Below are 26,080 nucleotides of genomic sequence, written 5' to 3'. Positions count from 1 at the left end.
AACTCATGCGCTCCCCAGGTTCCCCTAAGACCAGAGTTCAAACCTCGGTGAGCTGGGCTCTCACCGTGCTCTGCGGTTTCCTGCCCAGCCTGCTGCTCGCTGCGCCCGCCCCGTTGCCGACCCCGACCGAAGCCATCACCCGTGGTCTACATTTCCTCACCAATCTGTACGACCCGCAGGTTCGACTGCTGCCGGAGTTCCGGGGGGCCAAGGTATATTGGCTCTACCACGACAACTATCTGGCCGCTAAAGTGCTAGCCCCCACCGAGCCCAAGCTCGCGGCGACTCTGGTCGAATCCATCCACTCTCGCGGGATACGCTACTCAGGCAAAATCGAAATCGTGTTCAACGAGGCTCACCGGCCGCTGCCCTTTCGCCACTTTGTCCTGACCAACGTGGTTGAGGTGGGAGGCAAAACCATTCGCACGGAGGTCATCGGCCCCGGCCAGATGAAGGGCTGGGAAGCCTATGCCGATCTGAGATTGTTGGCCGCACTCGCCCTGACCGGGTCGGCGAAAGGCGAAGCCCGGGAACATTTCGCAGCCGCCACCTCCATGTGGGACGGAAAAGGTTTTGTAGATCCGGCATCGCGCGGCCTCAAGCGCTACGCCGCCTATAAACTCGCGCTGTATCTGCTGGCCGAACGCCGACTCGCGACTCCCAGCCACTTGCATGAAATAGTGCTCAACCGGCTGCTCGCTCAACAAAACCAGGAGGGTGGGATTGTGACCGACTACGTCGATGACGGATCCTGGTCCGGAGTGGCCAACGTCGAAACCACTTCCCTCACCATCCAAGCCCTGCGGGAATGGACCACGAAGCCCCAGCCATAGGGCGCCGCATTCAGGCTTGCCCGTCGGACGAAGATCCGGCCCGATGGAGGCATGCCCCACCCAACCCCAAGTCCGAACCCTTCCCGAGGCAGCCTCGGAGGATTCCTGAGACAGCTAGGTCCAGGCGCGATCATGGCGTCGCTGACCATCGGAAGCGGGGAACTCGTGTTCAGCAGTCGCGCAGGAGCCATTTTCGAATTCAGATTGCTGGGGGTTTTTGTATTGGTTCTGTTGCTCAAGTGGGCGCTGGTGATCGGCGCCTCTCACCACTGGCTCACCACCGACCGGCATCCGCTGGAGCGATGGACGACGCTGCCCGGGCCCGCAGGATGGCTGCCGATTACTTTTTTACTTCTGGCGATCACCGCCTTCCCAGTCTGGGTCAGCTTTCACGCCGGGACCATCGGGACCTTGCTGTCGTCACTCACTCACACCACTCAGTCACTGAACGGCTCTGCCCCTATCCTGTGGGGCATCGCGGCCCTGCTCAGCTGTCTGGCTCTGAGCTCCACCGGAGGCTATGCGCGGTCCGAGCGGGTTCAATCTGTCATCGTCGCGGTGATGCTGGTGACCGTATTGGTCTCCTTGGTCTTTCTAAAACCCGATCTCTTGGCCATGCTCCGCGGCCTGCTTCACCTGGGACCCTGGCACTATCCAGACTGGGTGGCTCAACTCCCGGAATTCTCCGCGCGGCCGGTGTGGGTCGAGGTGGCCAACTACGCGGGGGTTCTGGGCGGAGGAGGTTATGACTACCTTGCCTACGTGGCCTGGCTCCGGGAGAAACATGGGGAACGGGCGAGAGAGGCACGAAGCAATCCCGCTGCGATGAGGGATCTCCGCCGAGTCATCTGGGTCGACTGCACACTCAGCTTCGTCATGGTCCTCGCCTTCACAGGCGTGTTCGTGGCCTGCGGTGCGATTCTGCTGGCTCCCCAACATCGAGTGCCTTCCGGCACCGATTTATTGACCCTTCAAGCTCAATTTGTCGGCGGAGGAGTGAGCTGGCTCCAACCCCTCTATTTTCTCGGGGCATTGCTGGCGATGGGAGGAACTCTCTATGGAACGATCGAAGTTGCCCCTACCCTGGCTCGTGAGGTCTTGCGGGCCCGCCCCCTGGGTTCACTGGCCGCCGGGGATCCACGTGTTCGGCAGTGGTCCATCCGATGGTGCACCCTGGGTGCCCTCTTACTTCTGATGGCCAATGCCCTGTTGGTCTGGAGGCAGCCGGGCGGAGGGGGGCTGAAGCTGGTCGGCCTGCTCACTCCCGCCAACCTGTTTACCGGAGTGACCGCCTGCGGGGTCATTTGCGCCCTGAACCTGTGGATGGACCGCCGCTTTGGAGCCACGCTGGATCGGCTTCCCCGCTGGGTGCAAGGGCTCAATCTCTTGTCAGCCATCGTGTTTTTGGGATTGGGCTTCAAAGGGTATTGGGAACTAAACGGTTGGCTGGGTTTGAGCGTTCTGGGGGGGACTCTGGCGGTCGGCTGGCTCGTCGCCTTCCAACTCAAAATCTTGGTCCGCCCGTTTGACAGAGTGGTCAAGCCTCGATAACTTGCCAGGAGTTAAGATCATGAGCACCGCCACCCAAACTGATACGATTGTCACGGTCACCGAAAAAGCCGCCGCCCAGATCCTGGTCATGCAAGCGGATCAGGCGGAGAACGCCGGGAAGCCTCTCCGGGTCTATGTGGAGGAAGGCGGCTGTTCAGGTCTTCAATATGGCATGACCTTCGACGAAAAACGCGATGGCGATATCACCCGCGAGTTCTTTGGAGTCGGTGTGGTGGTGGATTCGACCAGCGCCGAGTTCTTGAAGGGTGCCGTCATTGACTTCTCGGACGCTCTCACCGGCGGTGGGTTCAAGATCTCCAACCCCAATGCTCGAACCAGCTGTGGGTGCGGGAAGTCCTTCGAGGCCTGATGAGGCCTCCCGAGGCCTCCCGATTATTTTCATTGCTTTCCGCCGGGGGTTTCCTGGATTTAAGAGGGATGTTACACCGACATCTCTCTCATTTTCTAGGCAGCCTGAGTCTAGTGTGTCTCCTTCTGAGCCCTCGAATCGCATCCTCAGAGGGTGCCGCTGCGGAGATGGCCGAAGCCGCAGCCAACCTGCTGTTCTCCCTGAACCCCGAGCAGAAGTCGAAAGCCAGCTTCGATTTTTCGTCCGATGAACGGCTGAATTGGCACTTCATTCCGCGGGCCCGCAAGGGCCTGCCTCTTAAGGAAATGACGGCGGTTCAACAACGACTCGCCCAGGTGCTGTTGGCCAGCGGTCTCAGCCAGCGCGGCTACGCCAAAGCGCTCACCATTATGACGCTGGAGCAGATTCTCCGCGAGACTGAGCAAGGCAGGACGGGAATGGTCCGCGATGAAGAACTCTACTACGTCAGCATCTTCGGCCAACCCGGAGACCCCAAAGAATGGGGATGGCGCGTCGAAGGTCACCATCTGGCCCTCAACTTCACCATCGCTAAGGGTGACCTCGTAGCGGCCAGCCCTTCCTTTTTCGGCACCAACCCGGCCGATGTGCTGGAAGGACCTCGCAAAGGCTTGCGCGTGCTCGGCAAAGAAGAGGACCTCGGACGCGCGCTGTTCAAAGCCCTGAGCGCGGAACAACAAAAAGTCGCCTTGCTCTCCGCCACCGCCCCCAAAGACATCTTCACCGAAGCCCAACGCCGGGTGAAGCCGCTGGCGGAAGCTGGGCTCGCGTTCGGCAAGATGAAAAAGGAGCAGCAGGCCATGCTGCGCGAACTCGTCCTGGAATACGTCAACCGCTACCGCAGCGAGATCGCCGGCCAAGACTTGGCGAAAATCGAGAAAGCAGGCTGGTCTAAACTGCGTTTCGCCTGGGCGGGTGGGACCGAAAAATTTCAGGGCCACTATTTCCGGGTCCAAGGCCCCACCTTCCTACTCGAATACGACAACGTTCAAAACAACAACAACCATATCCATACGGTGTGGCGGGACTTCGAGAACGACTTCGGCGCGGATGTGCTCCAGGAGCACTATCAACGATCCCACTAGGCGTTAGCGTTCCTTTCATCTGACGTTGCATGCAGTCCTTCATCCCGTGCGGGGAACCACCCAGCCTTGGCGAGGTGCTTCAGTTCGACATTCACGATCTCGGATTCGGTGGCGAGGGGGTTGGTCGATGCCGGGAATTCGTGATCTTTGTCGCCGGCACGATCCCAGGAGAGACGGTCCGCGCCCAGGTCACCGAGGTGAAAAAGCAGTTCGCCCGGGCGCGGTTGCTTGAGATCCTAACCCCGTCTCCCGACCGGACGGATCCCAAGTGCCGCTATTTCGGTCAATGCGGGGGGTGCCAGTACCAGCATGTGCGCTACGAGCGACAGTTGGAAATCAAGCGCAAGCAGGTCTCGGATCTGCTGGTCAGGATCGGCAAATTCCCGGCCGACCGGGTCGACGCGGTGCTGCCCTGCCCCGCCCCCTATGGCTATCGCAACCGGATCATGGTGCGCAGCCAGTGGAATAAGCCGGCTCAGAAACTCGACATCGGATTCCTGGAGGCGGAAAGCCGACTGGTGGTGGACATCGACCGATGCGAAATCGCCGAGCCAGGACTGAACGTCCAGCTGACTGAAGTCCGGAAAAATCCCCCACCCAAAGGGGGCATCAAAGTCGTGCTGCGCATCCCGCCGGAAGACTGGGTGGTGCCCAAGGACTCCTTCTTTCAGAACAATTTCTTTATGCTTCCCGGCTTGGTGGAGACCGTGCGGGGGCGGCTCCAGGACGCCGGCTCAAGTTACCTGGTCGATGCCTACTGCGGGGTGGGTTTCTTCAGCCTCGCGACCGCCGAATGCTTTAAGTCCTTCCGCGGAGTCGAGCTGGATGGCATGGCCATCAAAGCGGCGCGGACCAACATGCACAACAAAGGGATCACCAACGGGGAATTTGTGCAGGGCCGCTCAGAAGATCTCTTGCCTTCGCTGGTCCAGTCCTTCCCGGCCGCGGAGACAACCGTGATCCTAGATCCCCCCCGGACCGGCTGCGGTCCGGAAATCATCGAGTGCTTGCGGGCGGTGGCCCCCCGCCAGATCATCTACGTCTCCTGCCATCCGGCTACCCTCGCGCGGGATTTGAACATTCTCTGCCAAGGCGGTGTCTTTGATCTGCGTCGCATTGTGCCTGTGGATATGTTTCCACAGACTCAACATGTTGAGTGCGTTGCCGATATACGAAGCATGCCGGGCGCCGCAGTGGGCGAACGGTAACAGAATGGTGCCTTGCCAAGCGAGGCCCATTGCGGTCAACTTGCCGGAATCACATTCGGATGCAAACACGAGAAACTGAACATCGGGCCTCGGGGCTGAAGTGGCTTCCCTGGATACTTTTAGCGGTCATTGGGGTGCTATACCTGCTCTCCATGGATCGTTGGCTAAGCCAGCAAAATCTTCCCGCCTTGGCGCAGATCAACGGGTGGGACTGGAAACCGCTCGCCGAGCGGCCGGTCCACTTCCTCCTCACTTATCCCATCCGGTTCCTCCCCCTGTCGGTTCAGCCGGTGCTGCTGAGCGGATTGACCTTCTTGGCCGCCATGGCGTCACTCGCCATGCTGATCAGGACGGTTTTAATCCTGCCCCAGGAACGAACCCGGCTCCAGCGCCAGAGGGTCTTGGATAACCGCGGGATTCTGCCGGCGTCCATCGGCTGGCTGCCCGCCAGCCTCGCCCTGCTGGTCTGCGCGCTGCAACTCACCTTTTGGCAGAACGCCACCTCGTTCTCGAACGAGATGCTCGACCTCGTGCTGTTCGCCTACGTGGTAAGGGCGGTCGCTGAGTTTCGCATCGATGGCAAGGACGGATGGCTTCACAAGGCGGCGCTGGCGTACGGCTTCGGCATCGCAAATAGCTTTTCGATGATCGCTTACCTGCCCCTGTTCCTACTGACCGTTGCCTGGGTCAAGGGTCGCCCGTTCTTCGCCTTCCAGTTCTTGATGAAGTTTGCCCTGCTGGGTTCGGTCGGCCTCCTGGCTTATCTCATCGTCCCCTTGGCTCACATCGGTTCGGACGCTTCCTGGCTCAGCTTCTGGGAGGCCCTGCGAACCTACCTCGGCACTCAAAAATCGGCGATCTTCTCCTACGGCCGGGTTTATGCCCTATTCCTCGGTTCCGTCTCGCTGCTTCCGCTCCTAGGCTTCGCGTTCCGTTGGGGTGAATCCGGCGGGGACATCAGCGGGGCGTCTCATCAGGTGACCGCCTGGCTGATGCACATCATCCATGGCTTGTTCCTCGTGCTGGGCTGCTTGGTGGCGTTCGAATATCAGATGACGGGCGTGGGCTCAACCGAGGTCAGCGTCCGACAGCTGGCCGCCTCCGCGGGCACACCGGTCGTGCTCACGGTCTACTACCTCAGCGCGATTTCACTTGGCTATTACGCCGGTTATTTCTACCTCGTTTTCGGAACTCCTTCGATCCATAAATGGGGCCGTCCATCGGCATTTGGAAAGGTCGTGAACCAGATCCTCGTCGGGGTCCTGATACTCACGTTGATAGCGGTGCCTGGATTGCTGGTTTACCGGAACCTGGGCGGGATGTTTAGCTCCTACTCCGGACACCTCAGCACCTACTCCAAGCGCCTGGTAGAACGTATCCCAGATGGTTCGATCACCATCTCCGACACGCCGTTGTGGTTTTACCTCTCGCAAGCCGGGGCTTCATACCAGGGACGTCAATCCAAGCTCACGCACGTCGACTCAGGCGGCCTGATGCTGGGTGCCTACCACAAGGCCATGCAGAAGAAGCTGCCTGCCCGCTGGGGCGCCCTGAGTCGGGATTTTGGCAGCCGAACCTTGCTGGACCGATCCACAGTTCTTCGCTTCCTCAGCGACCTATCCCGCTCCAACCTGGTCTATTACACCGAGCCCAGCTTCGGTTTCTTCTTTGAGGGCAATTATCTGGAACCGGCCGGCATGGTTTATCGGCTGCTCCCGCTGCCGGCGAACCGAATCGAGGCCCCGCCCCTGGCCCGCGAAAAAATCGCCGCAGAGGACGCCTTCTGGCGGGGTATGGAAACGTCCGATTTCCCCAGTGTGATAGCCTCCATACCCAAGAAGGCCTCCACTTCCAAGGACCGCTTTCCTAAGGACACCGGTGCGCAGATTCTCAGGACAGGCTACTCGCGATCCCTGAACTGGCTCGGAGCCAAGCTCTTTACTGAGGGGCAGCCGGATTTGGCTGATTCTTATTTCGAGAAGGCCCTGAAGCTCAATCCCGACAACGCCTCGGCCATGATCAACCGGGCGTACCTGGCTCACTCGCGCACCAACGCCCAATCGCAACTGGCTCCCTCACCGGAAGTTTTGGAGAAGCTCAAAATCTACGGCGGTCTGCAGATGTTGCTCCGCGCCGCCGGACCGGTCATCGAAACCGGCAACATGCTCTTGCTGGCCCGCGCCTTCGCGGAGGGACAAAATCTGATCCAGTCCGCCCAGCTGCTTCAAACGGTCGCCAAGCGCAGCCAGGATCCCATGGAATACGAGGTCGCGATCGCCAAGCTGCTGGTGGAAGCGCGCCGGCCGGAGATGGCGCTTCGAATCATCAGCAACGTCCGTGAAAAGGCCGCTGGCAAGTATCTCACCAATGTTACCAACCTCATGGAGCTGGTCGAGATTGAAGCCAAATCCGCGGATCGCACCGATGACTTGCCGCGCGCAGAGAAACTGCTCAAGGACACCATCGCCTCCTATCCGATGGAGGACATGCCGTTCAGCACTTTGGTCGGCATCTATATCCAGCGCGCCGCGTTCGAGCACCGCCGGGGGTCAACCAACCGAAGCCGTGAATTCCTGGCGGCGGCGCGACAGACGCTCGAACGACAAATCCAAACTCAGCCCAGCAATGTCAACGCCTGGGTCAACTACGGGGCGGCGTTCATGCGCATTGATCAGTACAGCGAAGCGGTGCCCGCGCTCACCAAAGCCCTGGAAATGGACAAGGACAATCGTCCCGCTTTGCTGAACCGCGCCATCTGTTACCTTAAGATGAATGACCTGACTCGCTCTCAGCAGGACTATGAACGCGTTCGGCTGCTGTCGCCCGATGTGCCGTATCAGGTCCTGTATGGCCTGGGGGAGGTCGCCTTCCGCGCCAAGCGCAACAAGGATGCGATCGAGTTCTATGAGCAATACCTCAAGAAGGCTCCGAGCTCGGCCGAAGCCGAAGAGATCCGCAACCGCCTGAGACAGCTTAAATGAACTCCAGACGGTTCCTGCTCCGGTGTATCGCTGCCATGCTCATCGGAGCCATGGCCCCGCTCGCTTGGGGAGCAACCAACCGAGCCCCGCAGTTCCGGTCGATGCGCGAATCGATGGCGGAAAAATTTCCCGCCAATGTCCTCCTGATCATCGCAGACGGCCTGGGTCATGGAGACCTTGGGTGCTATGGACAGACCGAGATCCGCACGCCGAACATGGATCGACTTGCCGCCGAAGGCGTTCGCTACACGGATTTCTACGCGGGCAGCCCGCTCGCTAATGCGTCTCGCTGCTCCTTGATCACCGGACGCCATACCGGCCATTCGAGCGTGCGCGGTGGAGAAGGAATCCCTCTTCCCTCCGGGGAGCTGACGCTGGCTCGACTGCTTTTGCCGGCCAACTATCAGACTACCTGGTTAGGCTCGTGGGGGCTGGGACTCGCGGGCTCAACCGGCACCCCCCTAAGCCAGGGATTCGAAGAGGTGCGGGCTCTCCTGGATGTCCGAAAGGCTCAAGACAATTATCCTGTCACCCTGTACCGGAATGGCGAGGACTGGACGTTGGAGAGCAATCGGAATGGAAAGAAGGGGCAATACTTCCCCGATCTCCTGCTTCTCATGGGGACTAATTTTCTGAGGTCCGCGCAATATCGTCCTTTCTTGCTGGTCTACTCATCCACCTTGCCGGGCTCCAGCTTGCTGCCCCCTCCGCCCATGAGTTCAGCTGCCCAGACGGCGTCGGAAAGCAGCTATGCCGGCAAGGACTGGACGCCGGCGGAGAAACGCAAAGCGGACTCCATTTCTCGACTGGATCAAGATATCGGCCGTCTCATGGTTAGCCTCGAGGCCAACAAGCTCTCCCGAAACACGATCGTGGTGCTGACCAGCGACAGCGGGCCAGAGCAGGCTGGCCGGACCAACGCGGCGCGCCTGAAGAGCACCGGCGCTTTCAGGGGGGGACGCGGAGATCTGTTCGAAGGAGGCATTCGGGTGCCAATGATCGTGTGGTCGCCCAGCAAAATCCCCGGCGGCCGGGTAAGCGACCAAGTGTGGGCGGCTTGGGATTTGGTCCCCACCGTCGCCGAACTGACCAGCCTGCCCAAACCAAAGGGAATCGATGGAATCTCCATGGCGCGAAGCCTCTACGGCCTGGCCCAAACCAACCAGCATGACTTTCTCTATTGGGAAACTCATCAGCCGCACACCCAGCAGGCAGTGCGCATGGGCTCGTGGAAAGGGATTCGAACGGCCATCGACAAGGCTCTGGAGATCTACGATCTGAAGGCGGATCCCGCCGAGCAGCATAACCTCGCCGAGGCCAAACCGGAGGTCGCCGCCCGCATGGAGCAATTCTTGAAGACGGCTCGAACGGAACACCCGGATTGGCCTCTCAAGCAGCCAACAGCGGAGCCAAACGCCGCGTCGCCCGCCGCCAAGCCTCGAGAGAACTGAGCTGTCCTTCAGCGCTGCGAGTAGGACTAGGACCTCCAACCGTGTACGGGCCGAAATCAGCGCTCTTCGGCCAGTCGATAGAAACGTCCCGACTCCGCCCCGTTCAGGACATGTGTCCAAGCCGCTCGATCTGCAGTCGCTGTCCAGGACTCAACGACGGTCCAACCTGTTTCGGTGGAGTTCCCGAGCTCCTTGCTCTCCACCACATATCTCCACCCAGCCACCAGGGAGCCAAAGTCAACGTGGATCTGTTGACCAGAGAGTGAGACGTTCTCCACCCGGGGAGGGCTTCCAATCCGAATGTCCCCTAAGGTTAACCATCCGGGAAGAGTTAGATCCTGGTTACGGTTTCCAAAGCGGAGGGGATGCCCATTCGGCAACGGATTGGGCACATTCAGCATCAGTTGATAGTCGCCCGCTCCGAGGCCATCCACCGCCACATTGGCCGTGAACCGTGAGCTGCCGCGACCCGGCATCACCTCGGTCAGATTCCATGAGTTGGTCCACAGGCGCATGCTCCCGGTGCCAGAGCGCATCCCCAGACGCACCGGCCAGGCATAGTAGAACGGGGCCACCCCTGCATTCGTCATGGTCACTCCGACGGAGAATCGGTCGACTCCCGCTCGTTGGGGAAACTCCGCGGCGAGGACTCGCAACTCGTAGCCCAACTGACGAGCCCCCTCGATCGCGCGCCCGAGCGCGTCACCGCTGAGGCGTCCGTTGAACGCGCCTTGATTCAACATCCAGGAGGCGTGCGTGGTCGCGACAGATTGCTCATATCCCTGCCCGACAGGAACACAGGCAGCCCCCTCCTGCCACATGCACCCCTGGATTTCAGGACGAACCTCTCCTCCGATGGGCTGAGTCTTCCAGATCGAATCCAAGCCTTTGCTGCTGATGCGTGGCCAGAAGTGCCACGGCACTGGGGCCAGTGTTGAGAAGGCGAAGGAGTCGTCGTGGTAGCCCACCGCCCATTTGCGAAAATCGAGTCCATCCTTGGGTTCTCTCACCAACAGCTTGGTGCGCGGAAAAGCCTGGGTGAACGCATCCAGGATCTCTTTCTGCACCGCCACAGGCGCAAACCAGTCGGGCTTACCATCGAACCCATTGTAGGGAAAGGTATGCCACTCTCCCCAAAACCCGAGCATTCCGATGGTGATGAATCCGATCCTTGGATCTCCGTCATACCGCGCTCCGAGCGCGGCAATGTAATTGGTCATGGCGCGACGGAGATCCGGATGCGAATAGTCGGGACTGTAGCTGGTCCCGCGAACCCCATTGCCGTGATCGGTGTAGGATCGCTTGGGAACATGCGACAGAAAACCAGGCACGCCATACCCGAGGTTCGGGTAGTCCAAAAAGGTGCGGAAGATAGCCTGGTGCCCCCGGCCCGCGATCTGGTTCAGCAGGCCATCGAGATAGGACCAGCGGAACTCGTTGTAACCTGACTGGACCTCGCTGAGATGGAGATAAGTCCATTCCAGGCTGTGAGGAAACGTGGCATAAGCGCCGGAGTAGGGCATGAAACCCTTGAGTGGATTGTCAGGCGGAGCCGGAGCGGGCTCCAGTTCCACCAGTCCTGCCAGGATGGAGAAGGTCGCCAGGTTGACTTGGAAGGCCACCTGAAAGCTGCGGACCAACCACCGGCTCCAGAGATAGCGAGGATGCACCATTTAGCAAACCCTCAACGGCCCAGACTTCGACGTCAAGCTTCCTTCACGTCAAGGAGCAGGAATAGGTGTCACTCACTCGAGGCTGAGTTAGTGCTCGAGGCGACCGCTGGGGTCATGGAGGCGCGGCCCCCTGGAAACCAGAGGCTCGCGAGCTGCTTCGATCGGCACGTGGCGCGGCACATTGGCCGGACGGCCCGACGGACGAACCCAGCGCACCCCGTTGCTGATCACCCGCTGAATCATCGGGTGATGGTAGATGGGGTAAGCTTCGTGTCCCGGACTAAAATAGAAGATGCGTCCGCTCCCGCGGGTCCAACAACAGCCGCTCCGGAAGACCTCTCCTCCTTCAAACCAGGAAATGAAAACCTGTTCATCAGGAGTGGGGATTCCGAAAGGCTCGCCATACATCTCCGACTGCTCGAGCTCAATGCAGTCCCCAATTCCCTCGGCGACCGGATGCCCAGGCTGAGCAACCCACACACGCTCCCGCTCTCCCGCCTCCCGCCAGCAAAGCATGCAGCTGGTCCCCATCAAACGCTTAAAGATCTTGGAATTGTGCCCTGAGTGGAGAACTACGAGACCCATGCCTTGGATCACCCGCTCCTGCACCCGGGCCACCACCTCATCGGACACACGATCATGGGCGGCATGCCCCCACCACAGCAAAACATCAGTCTGGTGAAGAATCGATTCAGACAGCCCATGTTCCGGCTCTTCCAGAACAGCCGTGGAAACCTGGAAGTCCGGCACTTCCCGCAGAAATCCAGCCAGGGTCTCATGGATGCCTTGCGGATAGATCGCCGCGACCGCAGCATTTTCGCGCTCGTGGACATATTCATTCCAGACACGCACACGGAGACTCGGGTTCATGCCCCTGAAATGAACCATCCCCCAGCGCGAGTCAACTCCAAGGTAGGCGCAACGAACAACTGATTGCCTACGTCCGGCAGCCTGGGTGATAATCAACGAGTGCAACGTGGACTTGCTCGACGCCCCCTAATCCTGCGCTATGTCATCGCGGCAGCCGCCGGCTTGCTGTGGGCCATGGCGTTTCCACGCTGGAACGTGGCGGGCTTCGCCTGGATCGCTCCCGGGATGATTCTGCTGGCGGGTTCCGGCTGCACCTCTCGAACTCGCTTCCGATTGGGATACACAGCCGGCGTGGTCCACGCGCTCGCCGGATTGCACTGGCTGCTCTACATGCCGGTGGATTTCTTTCCGATTCTGGGTTGGATCTCGCTATGCGCCTACCTCGGTCTTTACTGCGCGAGCTGGGCATGGCTGTGCTGGCGGCTCTTTCCGGGAGAGACCCCGCCTTCCACCGACAGTCCACACCTGAGCTTTCGGTTCGAATCCGGACAGGAAACCACCTGGGCCCAGCGGAGCACTTGGGCTTTGTTTTGCGCCCTGGCCTGGGTGGCTGGGGAAACGGTCCAAAGCCATCTCTTCACCGGATTCCCCTGGAACCTGCTCGGGGCATCACACTCTTCGCTCCTGCTCCTCACTCAGATCGCTGCGTTCACAGGGGTCTCAGGAGTTTCGTTCCTCATCGTCTGGGGGTCCGTCGCCCTCTGGCTCACCGCGAGCGAGATCGCCAAGGCGCCCTCTAAACGCCTCGCCTGGCAACGTGAGCTCGCCGTTCCCATGACGGCGGTGTTCCTGGTCGCAGCGTATGGCTGGAAGCAGCTCCACGCCACCTCCGCGGCCGACCAGGAACTCCGAGTCGCCTTGGTCCAGCCCAGCATCCCGCAGACCATGATTTGGGACGAGAACGCCAGCAGCCAGCGGCTCTCCAAATTATTCGAGCTCTCCCGCGGTGCCATGACGGAAAAACCTGATCTGCTGGTCTGGCCCGAAGCCGCCCTGCCCTATCCCATCCGGTTCGAGGCGGAACTCTACTTGGGACTGACTCGGCTGCTCACCAATACCTCCACGTGGATGGTGTTCGGGAGTGACGACATCAGCCTTACCCCGGTGACCGCCCCGGTCCAGGCGACGAATTACTACAACAGTGCGTTTCTGCTGAGTCCAACGGGTGAACTGGCGGCCCACTACGCCAAAAGACAGCTCGTGATCTTCGGCGAATACGTGCCGCTCGTTAAATGGTTGCCCTTCCTCCGCTGGTTCACCCCCATCACCGGCGGTTTCAGCGCCGGCGAGGAGCGCGTCAGCTTCGAAATCCCCCCGCGGCGTTTGCGCTTCAGTCCCCTGATCTGCTTCGAGGATATGTTTGCCAGGGTGGTCCGCGATCAGGCTCAGGAGGACTGCCAGTTCTTGTTGAATATTACCAACGACGGATGGTTCGGAGAGAGCGCTCAGCAATGGCAGCACACCACGAGCGCGGCGTTTCGAGCAATTGAGAACGGCATCCCCCTGGTCCGCTGCAGCAACAATGGCATCACCTGCTGGGTCGACGCTCGGGGACGTCTCTTTGGCTCCGAATTTGAGTCCGGGATCAGCCCCTATGGAGAGGGAGTCAAACACTTCACGGTGCCGCTCCACCATGCTCCCAAGGAGTCCTGGACCTTCTATCGCAAACATGGAGAGGTCTTCAGCTGGAGCTGCACACTTCTGGTGATGACGATCGGATTGCCAGTCTGGATCCGATCCAGACGGCACCCAGCGGCCGGCCTCAATCCCCCGACCCTAACTTAGCCCAACTCATTCGCACGCCACCCCCAACCGCGAACGCTTAGCCATGACAATTCTCATCTCAGCATTGATCGGACTCGCCAGCGGCATTACGAGTGGGATGTTTGGAGTGGGAGGCGGAATTGTGATGGTGCCCGCGATGCTTTATCTGCTCAGTCCGCCGATCCGCGACATCAAACAGGCCATTGGCACATCCCTGGCAGTGATCATCCCCACCGCGATCGTCGGCACTTTCAAGCATCACCACTCCGACGCACAGGTTTCCAACGTTCACTGGCAGGTGGTTCTATGGCTCGCTCCAACCGCGATTCTCGGAAGCTACCTCGGAGCCTGGATCGCCAAACATCATGTCGATGCCGATACCCTGAAGCGCCTGTTCGGACTCCTGATCATTCTCGCCGGCCTCCAGATCACGTTCTCCAAGAGCCCGCCGGCTAAGCCGTCCAGCCCAACGGCAGCCGCGGCGACCGCCAAGCACGGGTGAACCCGCCGCGCCTGGTCTCAACGACCGTCGGGGTAGCCCTTCATCGCTTCGAGTATCTCGTGAACGGCCGCCGTCATTCCGATAAAAATGGAGCGGCTGAGGATGCTGTGTCCTATGTTGAGCTCCTCCAAGTAGGGAACTACGAACAAAGCGGGGATGTTGGGAACATTCAGGCCATGTCCCGCATTGACTCTCAAGCCCACGCGTTTCGCCAGACGAGCTGATTCCACCAGACGAACAAGCTCGCGCTCTCTCACGGTCCGATCCGCAAAACCTTCACCATAACTGCCAGTGTGAAGCTCGATGAACTGCGCCCCGACTCGCGCGGAGGCCTCGACCTGCTCCGGATCCGGAGCGATGAAGAGGCTCACCTCAATGCCGGCATCCTTGATCCGGGCAATGCTCTCGCGAAGCAACTCCGCCTGCCCCAGCACATCCAGCCCGCCTTCCGTGGTGATCTCCTGCCGTTTTTCAGGGACGATGCAGACAATGTCGGGTTTTACCTTCAGGGCGATCCCGACCATCTCCGGAGTGTTCGCCATCTCGAGGTTAAGCCGCGTCGTGATTTCTTGTCGCAGTCGGATCAGGTCCCGATCCTGCAGGTGACGCCGATCCTCGCGTAGGTGGGCCGTGATGCCCTGGGCTCCCGCCGCTTCCGCCTGAAGCGCGGCCGCCACGGGATCCGGTTCACCGCCTGGCTTGCCCCGATACCGCGCCTCGCGCAGCGTGGCGGCGTGGTCTATGTTGACACCTAGCTTGAGCATGCGGAATGACCTAAGGTTTCGGGGCGGATGGCTGCACCGGCTTCGCGGGAGCGGGCGCCGGAAGCTTCAGCGAAGAGGCACCACCGCTCGGCTTCGCCCCGGTAGCGGCGCCCGGCGCGGGCTTGGATGGCACCTGGCGGCTGGGAGGCATCGGCGTCACTTGCCGAGGACCCGCGTTGGTGCGGCTGGCTTTCCGCAGGGCCGAGTTCTTCTTGAAATCCATGAAGGGAGTGGATTCCCAAGTGAACGGAAAATTCGACGAGTCGATCCAGCGCAGAATGCTGACAATCTCCAAGCCGGTGAGGCCAACCTGTGAATGTCGGAGGAAGCTCAGCTCGGAAGGCCCGGTCACTGTCAACTCGCTGATCGAATTGCCCAGCTTTCGGCCCTGCCCCAGCTGGTCCAGAAGGCGCTGGGTGGGGGCGTTGGTCATCGGCGACTCACGCAGGAAACCCAGCAGACCGAGCATGTAGATACGTCGCCATGCGTTGACCCGCTCCTCGGTGATCTCCCAGTCATACCAAGCAAGATTGGCGCGCTTGGTAAACTGAAAGAGCTCCTCGGGTGGCTTGCGCACGTGCGAGGGCAAAGGCATCATGCCCGCCTGGATAAACTCCCGTCCGCCATCGAACAAAGGACGCACGACCGGGGTCATGATCGGCAATCCCTGCCAGACAATTTGCGTGTTGTTGGTCACCCACAACAGCTGTCCCGAAAGCTTGCCGTGGTTGGTGATGAGGGTCGGAAGCATCGGCAGGGCATTCCACATGATGTTGCTAACCCCGGTCAACGGAGCCGCCACGAACGTGAAGTAAGGCACGCTGGCTACCGACCAGGAGCAGGCTTGGTTCGGAAACGCAGGGAGCTGAAGAAGCCCCACTTCGTCGTTTTTTCGCAGGAGACGCTCAATGCCCCGCGCGGCCGAAAATCCCACCACGGGGTCCATAATGCTGTTCAAAGGAATCTGCCACTCCTCAGCCTGCCAATTGAGAGGCTCCGGAAACAAGAGCTTGGCGTCGGTCCTCACGCCCTCCCCTTTGCCAGCCATAGTCAGCTCCAGCTTGGATCCAATGAACTCGGGCAAGAGAGGAAAAGAACGGCGCAAACGGGAAAGATCGGCATTCACCTTAATCCAGGGTCCTGCCAGGGCCGCCACCGGACGACCGGCGGTTTTGATCCCCGAGATCATCGTGCCGAGCTGGGCTGGCCGTCCCACCCCCAGCCCCACCCCCAGCCCCGCCACCAGCCAATCGCCAGCCGATACCCAGCTGAACTCCCGCTCGGAAAACTTGGCTTGGCCAGCGGGATAGCCCTCCAGCTTGCCCACAGAAGGAATTGGCAGCTTCGCCTGCGTGAGAATCTGCTGGAAAGCCTCCTGCCACGCCTTCTGGCGGGGCTCCGACAGCCGCACTGCCACGGTCCACTCAAGCTTGCCGTCCTGGCCGCGCACGTCGGCCACCGATTCAAATTGAACCAAATCGCTAAACAGCGGGACAAAGAGCGGCCCCAGGTCATTGGTGCCCGCCCCCGAGAACTGCTTGGCCAATGCTCGTCCCAGGGATGCATACACTTGCCTGCGGACCTCTTCCGTTTGAGACATCGCCCAGATCGACTTGAAGGTCGTGCCGCCCTCCAAGGCGGCAAAGCCACTCGAGCCTACCGAGTGGTGTCGGTAAACAATCGAATCCTCCTGCGCCTGCGCCAATCCATAGGCGCTCAGCACACACGCCGCTACAACAGTGAGCCTACAAAGAAAATTTGAACTCGTGTTCATGAATGAGAACCTTTCAATGCCAGAAAAGGCTCGGGAAAGCCAATGGAGAAATTCTCCTTTTCCAAGGGGATCGGAGTCTGATGTGATCTCCTGAGATGTCGCTGATTCGCGGTTCGATTAAACATTGGTTGATGGTGGCTGCCTGGATGCTCGTTATTTTTGGGGCATCCAGCGATATGGGAGCTTCCCGAAACACCTCCCGATTTATCGGTCCGATCGTACGCTGGCTTTACCCGGACATTACTAAAGCCGGCCTGGAGCAGGTGGTGTTTTTGATCCGGAAGGGCGCCCATGTCACTGAATACGCCATCCTAGCGATCCTGCTTTGGCGCGCGCTGTCGGCAGCTCGAAACTCGGTTGCTGCCCCCACTCCGCCTTGGAGCTGGCGTGTCGCCGCAGTGGCTTGGGCTAGCGCCGCCACCTACGCCGCCTCCGATGAGCTCCACCAGATGTTCGTGCCTTCGCGGACCGGACACTGGCAGGATGTCGCGCTGGATTCCTGCGGGGCTCTCCTGGGGGTGCTGATCTGCTATGGCTGGAACCGAGTGAAAAGCCGCCGAGCGGCCGAATTCCCCCCCTAGCAGGCCGTCGGACTTGGAATATCGTTCTGCAGGGTGCCAGCCAGGGCTACTGTCAAGTTCTCGGGTTTTTTGGATGCCGGCCTGCTAGCAATCAACCCGACTCGGAGTCGGGGTGAGGAATTACCCCTCCACCAGTCGACGAAACCCGGCGAGATCTATCACCGGAACGCCCAGCTTCGCCGCCTTCTCTAGCTTGGATCCAGCGTCGTCCCCCGCCAAGACATAGTCGGTCTTCTTGCTAACGCTGCCGCTCACCTTGCCGCCAAGCGCTTCAATTTGTGCCGCAGCCTCCTCGCGGGTCATTCCCGGCAGGGTGCCCGTGAGCACAAAGGTCTTGCCTACCAGGAGCCCCTGAGCTTCGCCCGCAACGTAGAGCGCAGACTGAAAATTGAGCCCGGCTTCCCGCAACCGGGATATGAGGGATCGATGGCGAGACTCGCTGAACCAGGCCACCACGCTGCGCGCAATCACCTCGCCCACATCATCCACCCCTAACAATTCCGCCTCGGATGCCCGCATCAACTCATCGAGGGATGAAAAGCGCCGGCCCAAGGCCTTCGCAACACCAGCCCCCACATGAAGAATTCCCAGCCCAAACAGCAGACGCCAGAGGTCACGCTCCCGGCTCTGCTGAATGCCGTCGACCAGATTCTGGGCCGATTTCTCACCCATCCGCTCCAAGGCCGCCAACTCGGCCACTCTCAGTCGATACAGGTCCGCCACATCGAGCACCAAGCCATGTTTGACGAGCTGCGCCACGATAACCTCTCCCGCCCCCTCGATGTCCATCGCGCCCCGCGAACACCAATGTTCAATGCGGCCTCGCACCTGCGCCGGACAGTCCGGGTTGACGCATCGCCACACGACTCCCTGCTCGGCTTCGTTCTCCTTACCCAATCGATTGATCTGACTTCCGCACTCGGGACAAACCTTGGGAAATTCGAACACTTGCTCGCTTCCCGTGCGCCGGCTGAGCACCACCGAAACGACCGCAGGAATCACCTCGCCCGCCTTTTCGATAATCACGGTGTCGCCGATCCGGATATCCTTGCGCGCCAGTTCCTCGGCATTGTGCAAGGTCGCCCGACTGATCGTGCTGCCAGAGAGAAAAACGGGCTCCAACTCCGCCACCGGCGTCAAAGCCCCCGTTCTTCCCACCTGGATGGAAATTGAATTCAACCGCGTCTCGGCCTGCTCAGGAGCATACTTGTAGGCAATGGCCCACCGAGGAGCCTTCGAGGTGGAGCCCAGCTTCTCGCGGTCCACGATCGAGTTCAGTTTAACCACCGCACCGTCCGTCTCGTAGCCCAGGCTCTTCCGGAACTCGTCGAGCTCGGTGATGGCGGCGAGCAGCTCCTCAGTGGACCCGCACCGCCACAGCCTGACCGGAGTTGGCAGCCCCCACCGCCTCAAACCTTCTACCAGGTCAACCTGGGTCTCCGGACGAAAATCCCCCACAACCTGTCCGATGCCGTAGACCACGACCGCGAGTGGCCGCTTGGCCACCGCCTGTGAATCGAGCTGTTTGAGGGAGCCAGCCGCGGCGTTACGGGGGTTGGCGAACGCCTCCTCTCCGGCCGCTTGACGCTCCTCGTTCATCCGAGTGAACCCCGCCGTCGGCAGGAACACTTCCCCTCGCACCTCCAGCACCGACGGAGCCGTTGGCCCGGAAAGCCGCAACGGGAGACTGCGAATGGTGCGCAGATTGTGGGTGATGTCATCTCCCGTGGTCCCATCCCCTCGGGTCGCCCCCACCGCCAACACCCCGTCCTCATAGCGAAGACTGATCGCCACCCCGTCGACCTTCGGCTCCACCACCCATTCCAAAACCTTGTCCGGCAAGAGTTTTTGAACCCTCAATACGAACTCCCGCACTTCTTCCTGCGAATAAGTGTTGTCGAGACTCATCATCGGAACGGCATGCCGAACCGAAGTAAACCCTTCCAAAGGAGCGCCGCCGACCCGCTGGCTCGGCGAATCCGCGGTGCGCAACTCGGGCCGTTCCGATTCCAACCTCAGAAGCTCCGCCATGAGCCGATCATACTCTCGGTCGCTGACCACAGGCTTGGCTAGAATGTAGTAGGCATAATCATGCCGGCGGATCTCCTCGCAGAGTTCCGCATGCCGTTGACGGGTTTGGGCGTCTGTCACAAGGCCCATTTCAGGAAAGACGCACCGGCTTTGCACGCCTAAATTAGCGAACTCCACTAGCCAAACGCCTTCCGCTGCGTTAGATATCCCTAGGTCACATTTCGAACCGCTTATGCCAATGCCCCTCCTCTCATCCTGGTGCAACAGCCGCGAGCACCCTTGGCACCCTTCCCGCCGGGAATTCTTACAGGTGGGATTTATCGGCAGCTTAGGCCTCACTCTCGGCCGGCTGCTCCAGTCGCAGGCTTTAGCCGCCACAGCGAAGCCAGTGGCGGGCAGTCCGGCGGCCACGTCCATGATCCATATTTACCTGCCGGGGGGCATCGCCGCGCAGGAATCCTGGGATCCTAAGCTGATCGCCCCGGTGGAATATCGAGGACCTCTCGGAACGGTCAAAAGCCGGATCGACGGAGCGTATTTCTCCGAGCACCTGTCCAAAACAGCTTCCATCGCCGACCGACTCACCGTCATTCGATCCATGACCCATGGAGAGGCGGATCACGACCGTGGAACCCACAACATGTTCACCGGCTACCGCCCTAGCCCGGCGATCCAATATCCCAGTTTCGGGAGCGTCATCTCTCATGAGCTGGGCTCGCGCCACGATCTCCCTCCCTATGTCTGCATTCCCAGCATGCCCACCACGTTCGCAGGAACCGGCTACCTGGGTTCCGCTTTCGGCCCGTTCAGCCTCGGGAATGATCCGGTCGCCAAGAACTTCAAGGTGCGCGACCTCTCCCTGCCCGACGGCGTCTCCGAAAAACGCTTCCAGGACCGCAAGTCCATGCGCGCGGTCGTCGATGCTCACTTCAGCGCACTGGAGCGATCGGACGCCCTGGACGGCATGGATTCCTTCTACCAGCGAGCCTACTCCCTGGTCAGCTCCGAGAAAGCACGCGCTGCGTTCGCCATCGATCGTGAACCGGAAAAACTTCGCGATGAATATGGGCGCAACGAAGCCGGCCAACGGATGCTCCTGGCGCGGCGGCTCGTGGCCGCCGGAGTCCGCTTGGTGTCCCTCACTTACGGAGGATGGGATCACCACGACAATATCAAGACCGGCATCTCAAGCCAGCTCCCCAAGTTCGATCAGGCGTTCGCCGCTTTGATCCGCGATCTCGACAACCAAGGCTTGCTGGACACCACGCTCGTCATGGTGTCCTCCGAGTTCGGACGCACTCCAAAAATCAATGGGACCGGGGGACGCGATCACTATCCCAAGGTCTTTAGTGTGGCTTTGGCCGGCGGAGGCCTGAAGCGGGGATACGTCCACGGTTCCAGCGACGCCACCGGCGGCGAGCCCGACAGCGATCCAGTGACCGTCCCCAATCTCGCCGCCACGGTCTATGGTCAGATCGGCATCGACTTTGAAAAGAACTTGATCGCACCCGGCAACCGGCCGGTGAAGATCGTCAAAGACGGGGAGATCATCCGCTCCCTGCTGGGTTAATCTCTCCCTGCACACCCGAGGTGAGTAACCGACTGACAACCTTTTGGCCCCGCGTCGCCGGCCGCGCGACACATTGGCTAACGCGAGCGCTCGGCTGCTGGCTGGCCGCTCAACCCGTCCTCGCGGTTTCACCCTCGGTCACCTCGCTCAACCCGCCCGGCGGCATGGCCGGCACCGAGGTCGAAGTCCAGTTGAACGGCTCCCGACTCGAGGACGCCCAGGAGCTGCTGCTTTACTCACCAGGCCTCACCGTCCGGGCTCTGGAGGCCAAAGGAGGCACGAAGGTTCGGGCCTTGATCGCGATTGAGCCGAGTTGCACGCTGGGCGAGCATCAGCTCCGGCTGCGAACTCTCTCGGGGCTGAGTGAGATCCGCACCTTCTTCGTGGGGCCGTTCCAGACGATCAAGGAAAGCGAGCCCAATAACGAACCGGCCAAGGCCCAGATGGTTCCGCTGAACAGCACACTCTCGGGAACCATCACCAGCGAGGATAGCGACTACTTCAAATTCCCCGCGAAAAAGGGCCAGCGTCTCTCGGTCGAACTCGAGGCGATCCAGCTTGGAAGGGTCTTGTTCGACGCTTATCTGTCCATCCTCGCGCCCGATGGCAAAGCCTTGGCCACTTGCGACGACTCGATGCTGCGGCTTCAGGATCCCGTGCTCTCGCTCCTCATCCCAGCCGACGGCTTTTACTCCGTTCTGATTCGGGATTCATCCTGGGGCGGGGCGGAGGATTTTGTCTATCGACTGCACTTGGGCTCGTTCCCCCGTCCCATGCTGGTCTACCCCCTGGGAGCAGCCCCGGGCGAGAGCGCCGAATTCACTTTCCTTGGCGATCCCATCGGCCCCTGGAAGCAACGCCTCAGCCTCCCCACCTCGCCGCTCGGAGAAACGTCTCTCTTCGCCGAGCAAGAGGGATTGCGATCTCCCTCCGGCAACCGAATCCGTCTAGCCAACCTCACGAATGTATTCGAAGTCGGAGACAATCATCAACGGGCCAGCGCCAACCCATCCCCGGTCTCCCCTCCATTCGCATTGAATGGGATTCTGGCCAAGGCGGGCGAGCAGGACTGGTTCTCCTTCCTCGCCAATAAACAGCAGCCTCTGGAACTCTCCGTCTACGGCCGTCGCCTCCGCTCTCCCATCGACTCGGTCCTTCAGATTTACGATGCCAAGGGCAAACTCCTCGATTCCAACGACGATGGAGCCGGACCGGACAGTGTGCTGAAATTCACACCGGAAGAGACCGGACGCTACTTCCTCCGGATTAACGATCAGCTCGGAAGCGGCGGGGCCGATTACGCCTACCGCGTCGAAGTCCGCCTGCCCGAGCCGCGTGCAGAACTCAGCATACCGGAGGTCGCGCGCAACGACACGCAAACACGCCAGTCCATTGCGGTGCCCAGAGGCAACCGCATGGCCACGCTGCTCCGCGCCAAACGTTCCGCGTTCAATGGAGAGTTGAGCTTTGAAGTCCCTGATCTTCCCGCGGGCGTCTCCGTTCAAGCGGAGTCGATGCCTTCCGGAGTCGACATCATGCCTTGGGTGTTTACCGCCTCTCCTGACGCAGGCCTGGCCGGCCGCCTCATTCGTCCCGTGGCCAGACCGACGAAACCCGTTCCCCGATTCCAATCCTCGTTCCGGCATTCGTTGGAATTGGTGCGCGGCAACAACGACCAGGTCTACTACGGAACCTTCAACGATCAACTGGCGGTCGCCGTCATCCAGGAGGTACCCTTCCAGCTCACCTTGGAACCCCCTTCCATAGCGCTGGTCCGGGCCGGAAACCTGAAGCTCAAGGTGGGGGCCGTACGACGCCCAGGCTTCGACGATCCCATCACGATCAAAATGCTCTGGAATCCTCCCGGCGTTACCGCCGAAACGGAGGTCACCATCGGCAAAGGGAAAACTTCGGTCGATTACCCGCTCACCGCAAAAGGGGATGCCCCGGTTTCAACCTGGAAGATCGTGGTTCTAGGCTCTGCACCGCACAAGGGAGGAACGGCCTACGCCTCGTCCGATCTCACACCTCTGCGCGTCAGCGAGCCGTTCATCCTCGGAAAGATCACGACCGTAGTGACCGAGCCTGGCCGAACGTTCCAGATGAAATGCGACCTCGATCAACGCGAGCCTTTTGCTGGCAAAGCATTGGTCCGGCTAGTGGGGCTGCCCGACAAAGCCCAAACCCAGGATCGAGAGATCACCCAGGAAGATAAAGAAGTCGTGTTCGACGTGACCCTGGATCCCAAAATACCTACCGGTTCTCATAAGAACCTGGCGTGCCAAGTGCACATCAAGGAAGGCGATGAAACCATTGTGCAGACCGTCGGCAGCGGAGGAATCCTTCGGATCGTGCAGCCCAAAAAAACAGTCTCCGGCCTCAAGCGGACGTCTTCTGCGGAAGCCATCCCACCCGCGAAATGAAGTTTGCCTGCCCTCATTGCTCCCAGCATCTCGACGCCGATGAGGCCTGGATCGGACGCAGCATCGCCTGCCCGGCGTGCGCACACAACTTGGTGGTTCCTCCAGCTCCCCCTCAGTCTTCCTCCGAACTTCCACCCGCCCAAGGGGCTTCTCAGCGGCGCGGGAAACGGGGCTGGGGAATCGCTTGTGCGGTCGCCTTCCTAGCTCTCGTCTGGGGCCTCAGTGGCAGGATGCCGATCTCGGGATGGCTCAGCAGTTGGACCGCCCCGCCCGTCGAATCCTTGGAAGTCTTTCCTCCGAGCATCCACATCAGTTCGCGAGAGGACCGTCAGTCTTTAGTGGTCCAAGCGGTGCTGAAGAGCGGGGCAACCCGCGATGTCACCGCGCAAGCCTCGATCCGATTGGCGGATGCCAGCGTCGCTCGGGTGGAGGCCGGGATCATCCAGGCCAAGTCGGATGGACAGACGCAGCTCCGCGTGCGCTACGGGGGCAAAGAAAAGACGATCCCGCTGTCCGTATCCCATGCGCAGGAGGATCGTAGCGTAAGCTTTCGGCTCGACGTCATGCCCGTGCTCATGAAAGCAGGCTGCAACAGCGGCGGCTGCCACGGAGCTTCCCGGGGCAAGGACGGATTTCACCTGTCCCTGTTCGGCTACGATCCCGATGGCGATTATGATCGCCTGACACGGGAATGGGTGGGTCGACGGATCAATCTCGCCCTACCCGAGGAAAGCCTGGTCCTCGAGAAGGCGATCGCCCGGGTCCCGCATGGAGGAGGAGAACGCTTCAAGGTGGACAGCGATTCCTATCGGGTCCTTCTCCGCTGGCTGCAAGCGGGCGCGCCGCCGGACCTCACCAACGTGCCCTCCGTGCTGCGCCTGGAGGTCATGCCTTCACACGCCGTGCTCGAAGGCAAAGACTCGACCCAAAAGCTCAGCATACGAGCCCACTACACGGATGGAAGCGACCGCGACGTCACCTCCTTGGCGGTGTTTTTCACCAGCAACGAAGTCGCAGCCAAAGTGAGCGAAGCCGGCCTGGTGACCGCGGGACAGCGTGGCGAGGCGTTCGTCATGGCTCGGTTTGAGACCCACACCGTGGGAGCGCAGATCATCGTCGTCCCTCCCGGCAGCTCAACACCCTTCCCCGAAGTCCCGGCGAACAACTACATCGACGAACTCGTTCAGGCCAAGTTGCGTAAATTGCGGATGCAGCCATCGCCGCTGTGTGATGACGCGACCTTCATCCGCCGAGCCTACCTGGATGTCACTGGCACGCTCCCCACGGCCCGCCAAGTGGAGGAATTCGTCGAGGACATGGGCTCCGGTAAACGGGAACAGCTGATCGACGAACTTCTGAAGCGAAAGGAGTTCGCCGACCTCTGGGTCATGAAGTTCGCCGAACTGCTCCAAATACGGTCCGCTCAAGACCAGTTCAGCTACAAGTCCGCGTTGCAGTACTACGATTGGCTGAGGGACCAACTGCTCGCCAATGTCCCTATCAACAAAATCGTGCAAAGCCTCATGACCGGCACAGGGAGCACGTTCCGACAACCCCAAGCGAATTACTATCAAGTTCAGACGGACACTCTTAAACTTGCGGAGAACACCGCGCAGGTCTTTATGGGCATGCGCATTCAGTGCGCGCAGTGCCACAACCACCCTTTCGACCGCTGGACCATGGATGACTATTATGGCTTCGCGAGCTTCTTCGCCCGCGTGGGACGCAAGCCTGGCGAGGATCCCCGGGAATTCATCGTCTACGACCGTCCAGAAGGAGAGATCAAGCATCCGGTGGGCGGCCGCCCGATGCCTCCCAAATTCCTCGGTGGGGAGACGCCGAACATCGAGGATCCAGAAGGACGCCGCGAAGCGCTCGCCACCTGGCTGGCATCACCCAACAATCCCTACTTCGCGAAAAATCTGGCCAATGTGGTCTGGGCGCATTTCATGGGACGCGGAATCATCGACCCCGTCGACGATGTGCGGGTGAGCAATCCCGCCTCCAACCCCGAACTTCTCGAGTCCTTGGGAAAACGATTTACCGAGTACCAATACGACTTTCGAAGGCTGGTTCGTGACATCTGCAACTCGCGCACCTACCAGTTGTCCACCCGCACCAATGACAGCAACGCCCTGGACGACCGAAACTTTGCTCGAGGGAACATACGCCGGCTGCGCGCAGAAGTGCTGCTGGATGTCCTAACCCAAGTGACCGAAACCAAGAACAAATTTCAAGGACTGCCCAGGGGTTCCAAGGCGGTGGAAATCCCGGACGGCAATGTTAACAACTACTTTCTGAGAACCTTCGGCCGGGCCACTCGCACCACCGTCTGTTCCTGCGAAGTCCGAACCGAACCGAATCTCTCGCAAGCCCTGCATCTCCTCAACGGCGCGACGACGCATGAAAAGATCGAACAAGGAGGCGTGGTGAAGAAGCTGATCAAGGAAGGAAAACGTCGGCAAGAGGTTGTCGATGAGCTCTACCTGCGCTGCCTCGCTCGCAAACCGACCCCCGAAGAGGTGCAAAACCTCGAGGGTTTCTTCAAGGAGGCAGCCGATCCTGTGCCCGTACTCAATGACTTGTTCTGGGCCTTGCTGAACTCCAAGGAGTTCGTTTTCAATCACTAGC

The 26,080-nt window shown here is 60.4% G+C and carries 18 protein-coding genes; 13 read left to right on the top strand and 5 right to left on the bottom strand.

The genetic code is table 11. The features are described from left to right. The first annotated feature begins 5 nt into the window (after positions 1–5). The 7 genes from JNN07_17565 to JNN07_17535 all read left to right on the top strand — a co-directional run bounded on the left by JNN07_17565 (position 6) and on the right by JNN07_17535 (position 9,497). Positions 6–833, top strand: a complete 828-nt coding sequence (locus tag JNN07_17565) for a hypothetical protein (protein ID MBL9169552.1) — start codon at positions 6–8, stop codon at positions 831–833. 132 nt (positions 834–965) lie between these two features. Then, the gene (locus tag JNN07_17560) at positions 966–2,384 is read left to right on the top strand and encodes a hypothetical protein (GenBank protein ID MBL9169551.1); all 1,419 of its coding nucleotides are present in this window, start codon (positions 966–968) and stop codon (positions 2,382–2,384) included. A 46-nt stretch (positions 2,385–2,430) separates the two neighbouring features. After that, positions 2,431–2,754, top strand: a complete 324-nt coding sequence (locus JNN07_17555; protein ID MBL9169550.1) for an iron-sulfur cluster assembly accessory protein — start codon at positions 2,431–2,433, stop codon at positions 2,752–2,754. Between the two features lie 68 nt (positions 2,755–2,822). After that, on the top strand, positions 2,823–3,857 hold the full coding sequence (locus JNN07_17550; protein ID MBL9169549.1) for a DUF3500 domain-containing protein: 1,035 nt from the start codon (positions 2,823–2,825) through the stop codon (positions 3,855–3,857). A 29-nt stretch (positions 3,858–3,886) separates the two neighbouring features. Then, positions 3,887–5,065: a class I SAM-dependent RNA methyltransferase gene (locus tag JNN07_17545; GenBank protein ID MBL9169548.1), complete on the top strand. Its 1,179-nt coding sequence runs from the start codon at positions 3,887–3,889 to the stop codon at positions 5,063–5,065. 59 nt (positions 5,066–5,124) lie between these two features. After that, positions 5,125–8,046 (top strand): tetratricopeptide repeat protein, encoded by a 2,922-nt coding sequence (locus tag JNN07_17540; protein MBL9169547.1) that lies wholly within the window; start codon positions 5,125–5,127, stop codon positions 8,044–8,046. After that, complete coding sequence (locus tag JNN07_17535; protein MBL9169546.1) at positions 8,043–9,497, top strand: sulfatase-like hydrolase/transferase; 1,455 nt, start codon at positions 8,043–8,045, stop codon at positions 9,495–9,497. The genes JNN07_17540 and JNN07_17535 overlap by 4 nt, the downstream gene beginning before the upstream one ends. Positions 9,498–9,553: 56 nt before the next feature. On the opposite strand, the gene JNN07_17530 is transcribed toward JNN07_17535, so the two are convergent. Together JNN07_17530 and JNN07_17525 are read right to left on the bottom strand one after the other, a co-directional pair. Continuing rightward, positions 9,554–11,170 carry a DUF4832 domain-containing protein gene (locus JNN07_17530; protein ID MBL9169545.1) on the bottom strand — a complete coding sequence of 539 codons (1,617 nt, stop codon included), beginning with the start codon at positions 11,168–11,170 and terminating at the stop codon, positions 9,554–9,556. Between the two features lie 87 nt (positions 11,171–11,257). Beyond that, a complete protein-coding gene (locus JNN07_17525) occupies positions 11,258–12,040 on the bottom strand; it encodes a ThuA domain-containing protein (GenBank protein MBL9169544.1) in 783 nt (260 codons plus the stop codon). A gap of 99 nt (positions 12,041–12,139) precedes the next feature. Between JNN07_17525 and lnt the strand changes: the two genes are divergently transcribed. Both lnt and JNN07_17515 read left to right on the top strand, forming a co-directional pair. Further along, complete coding sequence (gene lnt, locus JNN07_17520) at positions 12,140–13,825, top strand: apolipoprotein N-acyltransferase (GenBank protein MBL9169543.1); 1,686 nt, start codon at positions 12,140–12,142, stop codon at positions 13,823–13,825. A 43-nt stretch (positions 13,826–13,868) separates the two neighbouring features. Then, on the top strand, positions 13,869–14,306 hold the full coding sequence (locus JNN07_17515) for a sulfite exporter TauE/SafE family protein (protein MBL9169542.1): 438 nt from the start codon (positions 13,869–13,871) through the stop codon (positions 14,304–14,306). Positions 14,307–14,323: 17 nt separating this feature from the next. Here the strand turns inward: JNN07_17515 and JNN07_17510 are convergent, their stop codons facing one another. Together JNN07_17510 and JNN07_17505 are read right to left on the bottom strand one after the other, a co-directional pair. Beyond that, complete coding sequence (locus JNN07_17510; GenBank protein ID MBL9169541.1) at positions 14,324–15,070, bottom strand: pyridoxine 5'-phosphate synthase; 747 nt, start codon at positions 15,068–15,070, stop codon at positions 14,324–14,326. Between the two features lie 10 nt (positions 15,071–15,080). Further along, a complete protein-coding gene (locus JNN07_17505; protein MBL9169540.1) occupies positions 15,081–16,844 on the bottom strand; it encodes a hypothetical protein in 1,764 nt (587 codons plus the stop codon). A 95-nt stretch (positions 16,845–16,939) separates the two neighbouring features. Here JNN07_17505 and JNN07_17500 point away from each other — a divergent pair, with 95 nt between their 5' ends. Continuing rightward, a complete protein-coding gene (locus tag JNN07_17500) occupies positions 16,940–17,425 on the top strand; it encodes a VanZ family protein (GenBank protein MBL9169539.1) in 486 nt (161 codons plus the stop codon). 120 nt (positions 17,426–17,545) lie between these two features. On the opposite strand, the gene ligA is transcribed toward JNN07_17500, so the two are convergent. Continuing rightward, positions 17,546–19,576: an NAD-dependent DNA ligase LigA gene (gene ligA / locus JNN07_17495; GenBank protein MBL9169538.1), complete on the bottom strand. Its 2,031-nt coding sequence runs from the start codon at positions 19,574–19,576 to the stop codon at positions 17,546–17,548. 118 nt (positions 19,577–19,694) lie between these two features. Here ligA and JNN07_17490 point away from each other — a divergent pair, with 118 nt between their 5' ends. Genes JNN07_17490 through JNN07_17480 form a run of 3 tightly spaced genes read left to right on the top strand, consistent with a single transcriptional unit; the run spans position 19,695 to position 26,079 of the window. Continuing rightward, complete coding sequence (locus tag JNN07_17490) at positions 19,695–21,026, top strand: DUF1501 domain-containing protein (protein MBL9169537.1); 1,332 nt, start codon at positions 19,695–19,697, stop codon at positions 21,024–21,026. 20 nt (positions 21,027–21,046) lie between these two features. After that, positions 21,047–23,449, top strand: coding sequence for a PPC domain-containing protein (locus tag JNN07_17485; GenBank protein ID MBL9169536.1), 2,403 nt, complete (start codon positions 21,047–21,049; stop codon positions 23,447–23,449). After that, positions 23,446–26,079 (top strand): DUF1553 domain-containing protein, encoded by a 2,634-nt coding sequence (locus JNN07_17480; protein ID MBL9169535.1) that lies wholly within the window; start codon positions 23,446–23,448, stop codon positions 26,077–26,079. Before JNN07_17485 ends, JNN07_17480 begins: the two co-directional genes overlap by 4 nt. The last annotated feature ends 1 nt before the right edge of the window (position 26,080 follow it).

The organism is Verrucomicrobiales bacterium (assembly GCA_016793885.1).
Lineage (GTDB): Bacteria > Verrucomicrobiota > Verrucomicrobiia > Limisphaerales > UBA11320 > UBA11320.
This window is presented reverse-complemented; position numbering and strand designations above follow the sequence as displayed.

What these genes read in the sequence shown, in the direction of transcription:
- JNN07_17550 (MBL9169549.1), top strand. Translation starts at nt 2,823, where the DNA reads ATGTTACACCGACATCTCTCTCATTTTCTAGGCAGCCTGAGTCTAGTG.
- JNN07_17540 (MBL9169547.1), top strand. Translation starts at nt 5,125, where the DNA reads ATGCAAACACGAGAAACTGAACATCGGGCCTCGGGGCTGAAGTGGCTT.
- JNN07_17525 (MBL9169544.1), bottom strand. Translation starts at nt 12,040, where the DNA reads ATGAACCCGAGTCTCCGTGTGCGTGTCTGGAATGAATATGTCCACGAG.
- JNN07_17505 (MBL9169540.1), bottom strand. Translation starts at nt 16,844, where the DNA reads ATGAACACGAGTTCAAATTTTCTTTGTAGGCTCACTGTTGTAGCGGCG.
- JNN07_17565 (MBL9169552.1), top strand. Translation starts at nt 6, where the DNA reads ATGCGCTCCCCAGGTTCCCCTAAGACCAGAGTTCAAACCTCGGTGAGC.
- JNN07_17545 (MBL9169548.1), top strand. Translation starts at nt 3,887, where the DNA reads ATGCAGTCCTTCATCCCGTGCGGGGAACCACCCAGCCTTGGCGAGGTG.
- JNN07_17560 (MBL9169551.1), top strand. Translation starts at nt 966, where the DNA reads ATGGCGTCGCTGACCATCGGAAGCGGGGAACTCGTGTTCAGCAGTCGC.
- JNN07_17490 (MBL9169537.1), top strand. Translation starts at nt 19,695, where the DNA reads ATGCCCCTCCTCTCATCCTGGTGCAACAGCCGCGAGCACCCTTGGCAC.
- JNN07_17510 (MBL9169541.1), bottom strand. Translation starts at nt 15,070, where the DNA reads ATGCTCAAGCTAGGTGTCAACATAGACCACGCCGCCACGCTGCGCGAG.
- JNN07_17500 (MBL9169539.1), top strand. Translation starts at nt 16,940, where the DNA reads ATGTCGCTGATTCGCGGTTCGATTAAACATTGGTTGATGGTGGCTGCC.
- JNN07_17535 (MBL9169546.1), top strand. Translation starts at nt 8,043, where the DNA reads ATGAACTCCAGACGGTTCCTGCTCCGGTGTATCGCTGCCATGCTCATC.
- JNN07_17515 (MBL9169542.1), top strand. Translation starts at nt 13,869, where the DNA reads ATGACAATTCTCATCTCAGCATTGATCGGACTCGCCAGCGGCATTACG.
- JNN07_17530 (MBL9169545.1), bottom strand. Translation starts at nt 11,170, where the DNA reads ATGGTGCATCCTCGCTATCTCTGGAGCCGGTGGTTGGTCCGCAGCTTT.
- JNN07_17480 (MBL9169535.1), top strand. Translation starts at nt 23,446, where the DNA reads ATGAAGTTTGCCTGCCCTCATTGCTCCCAGCATCTCGACGCCGATGAG.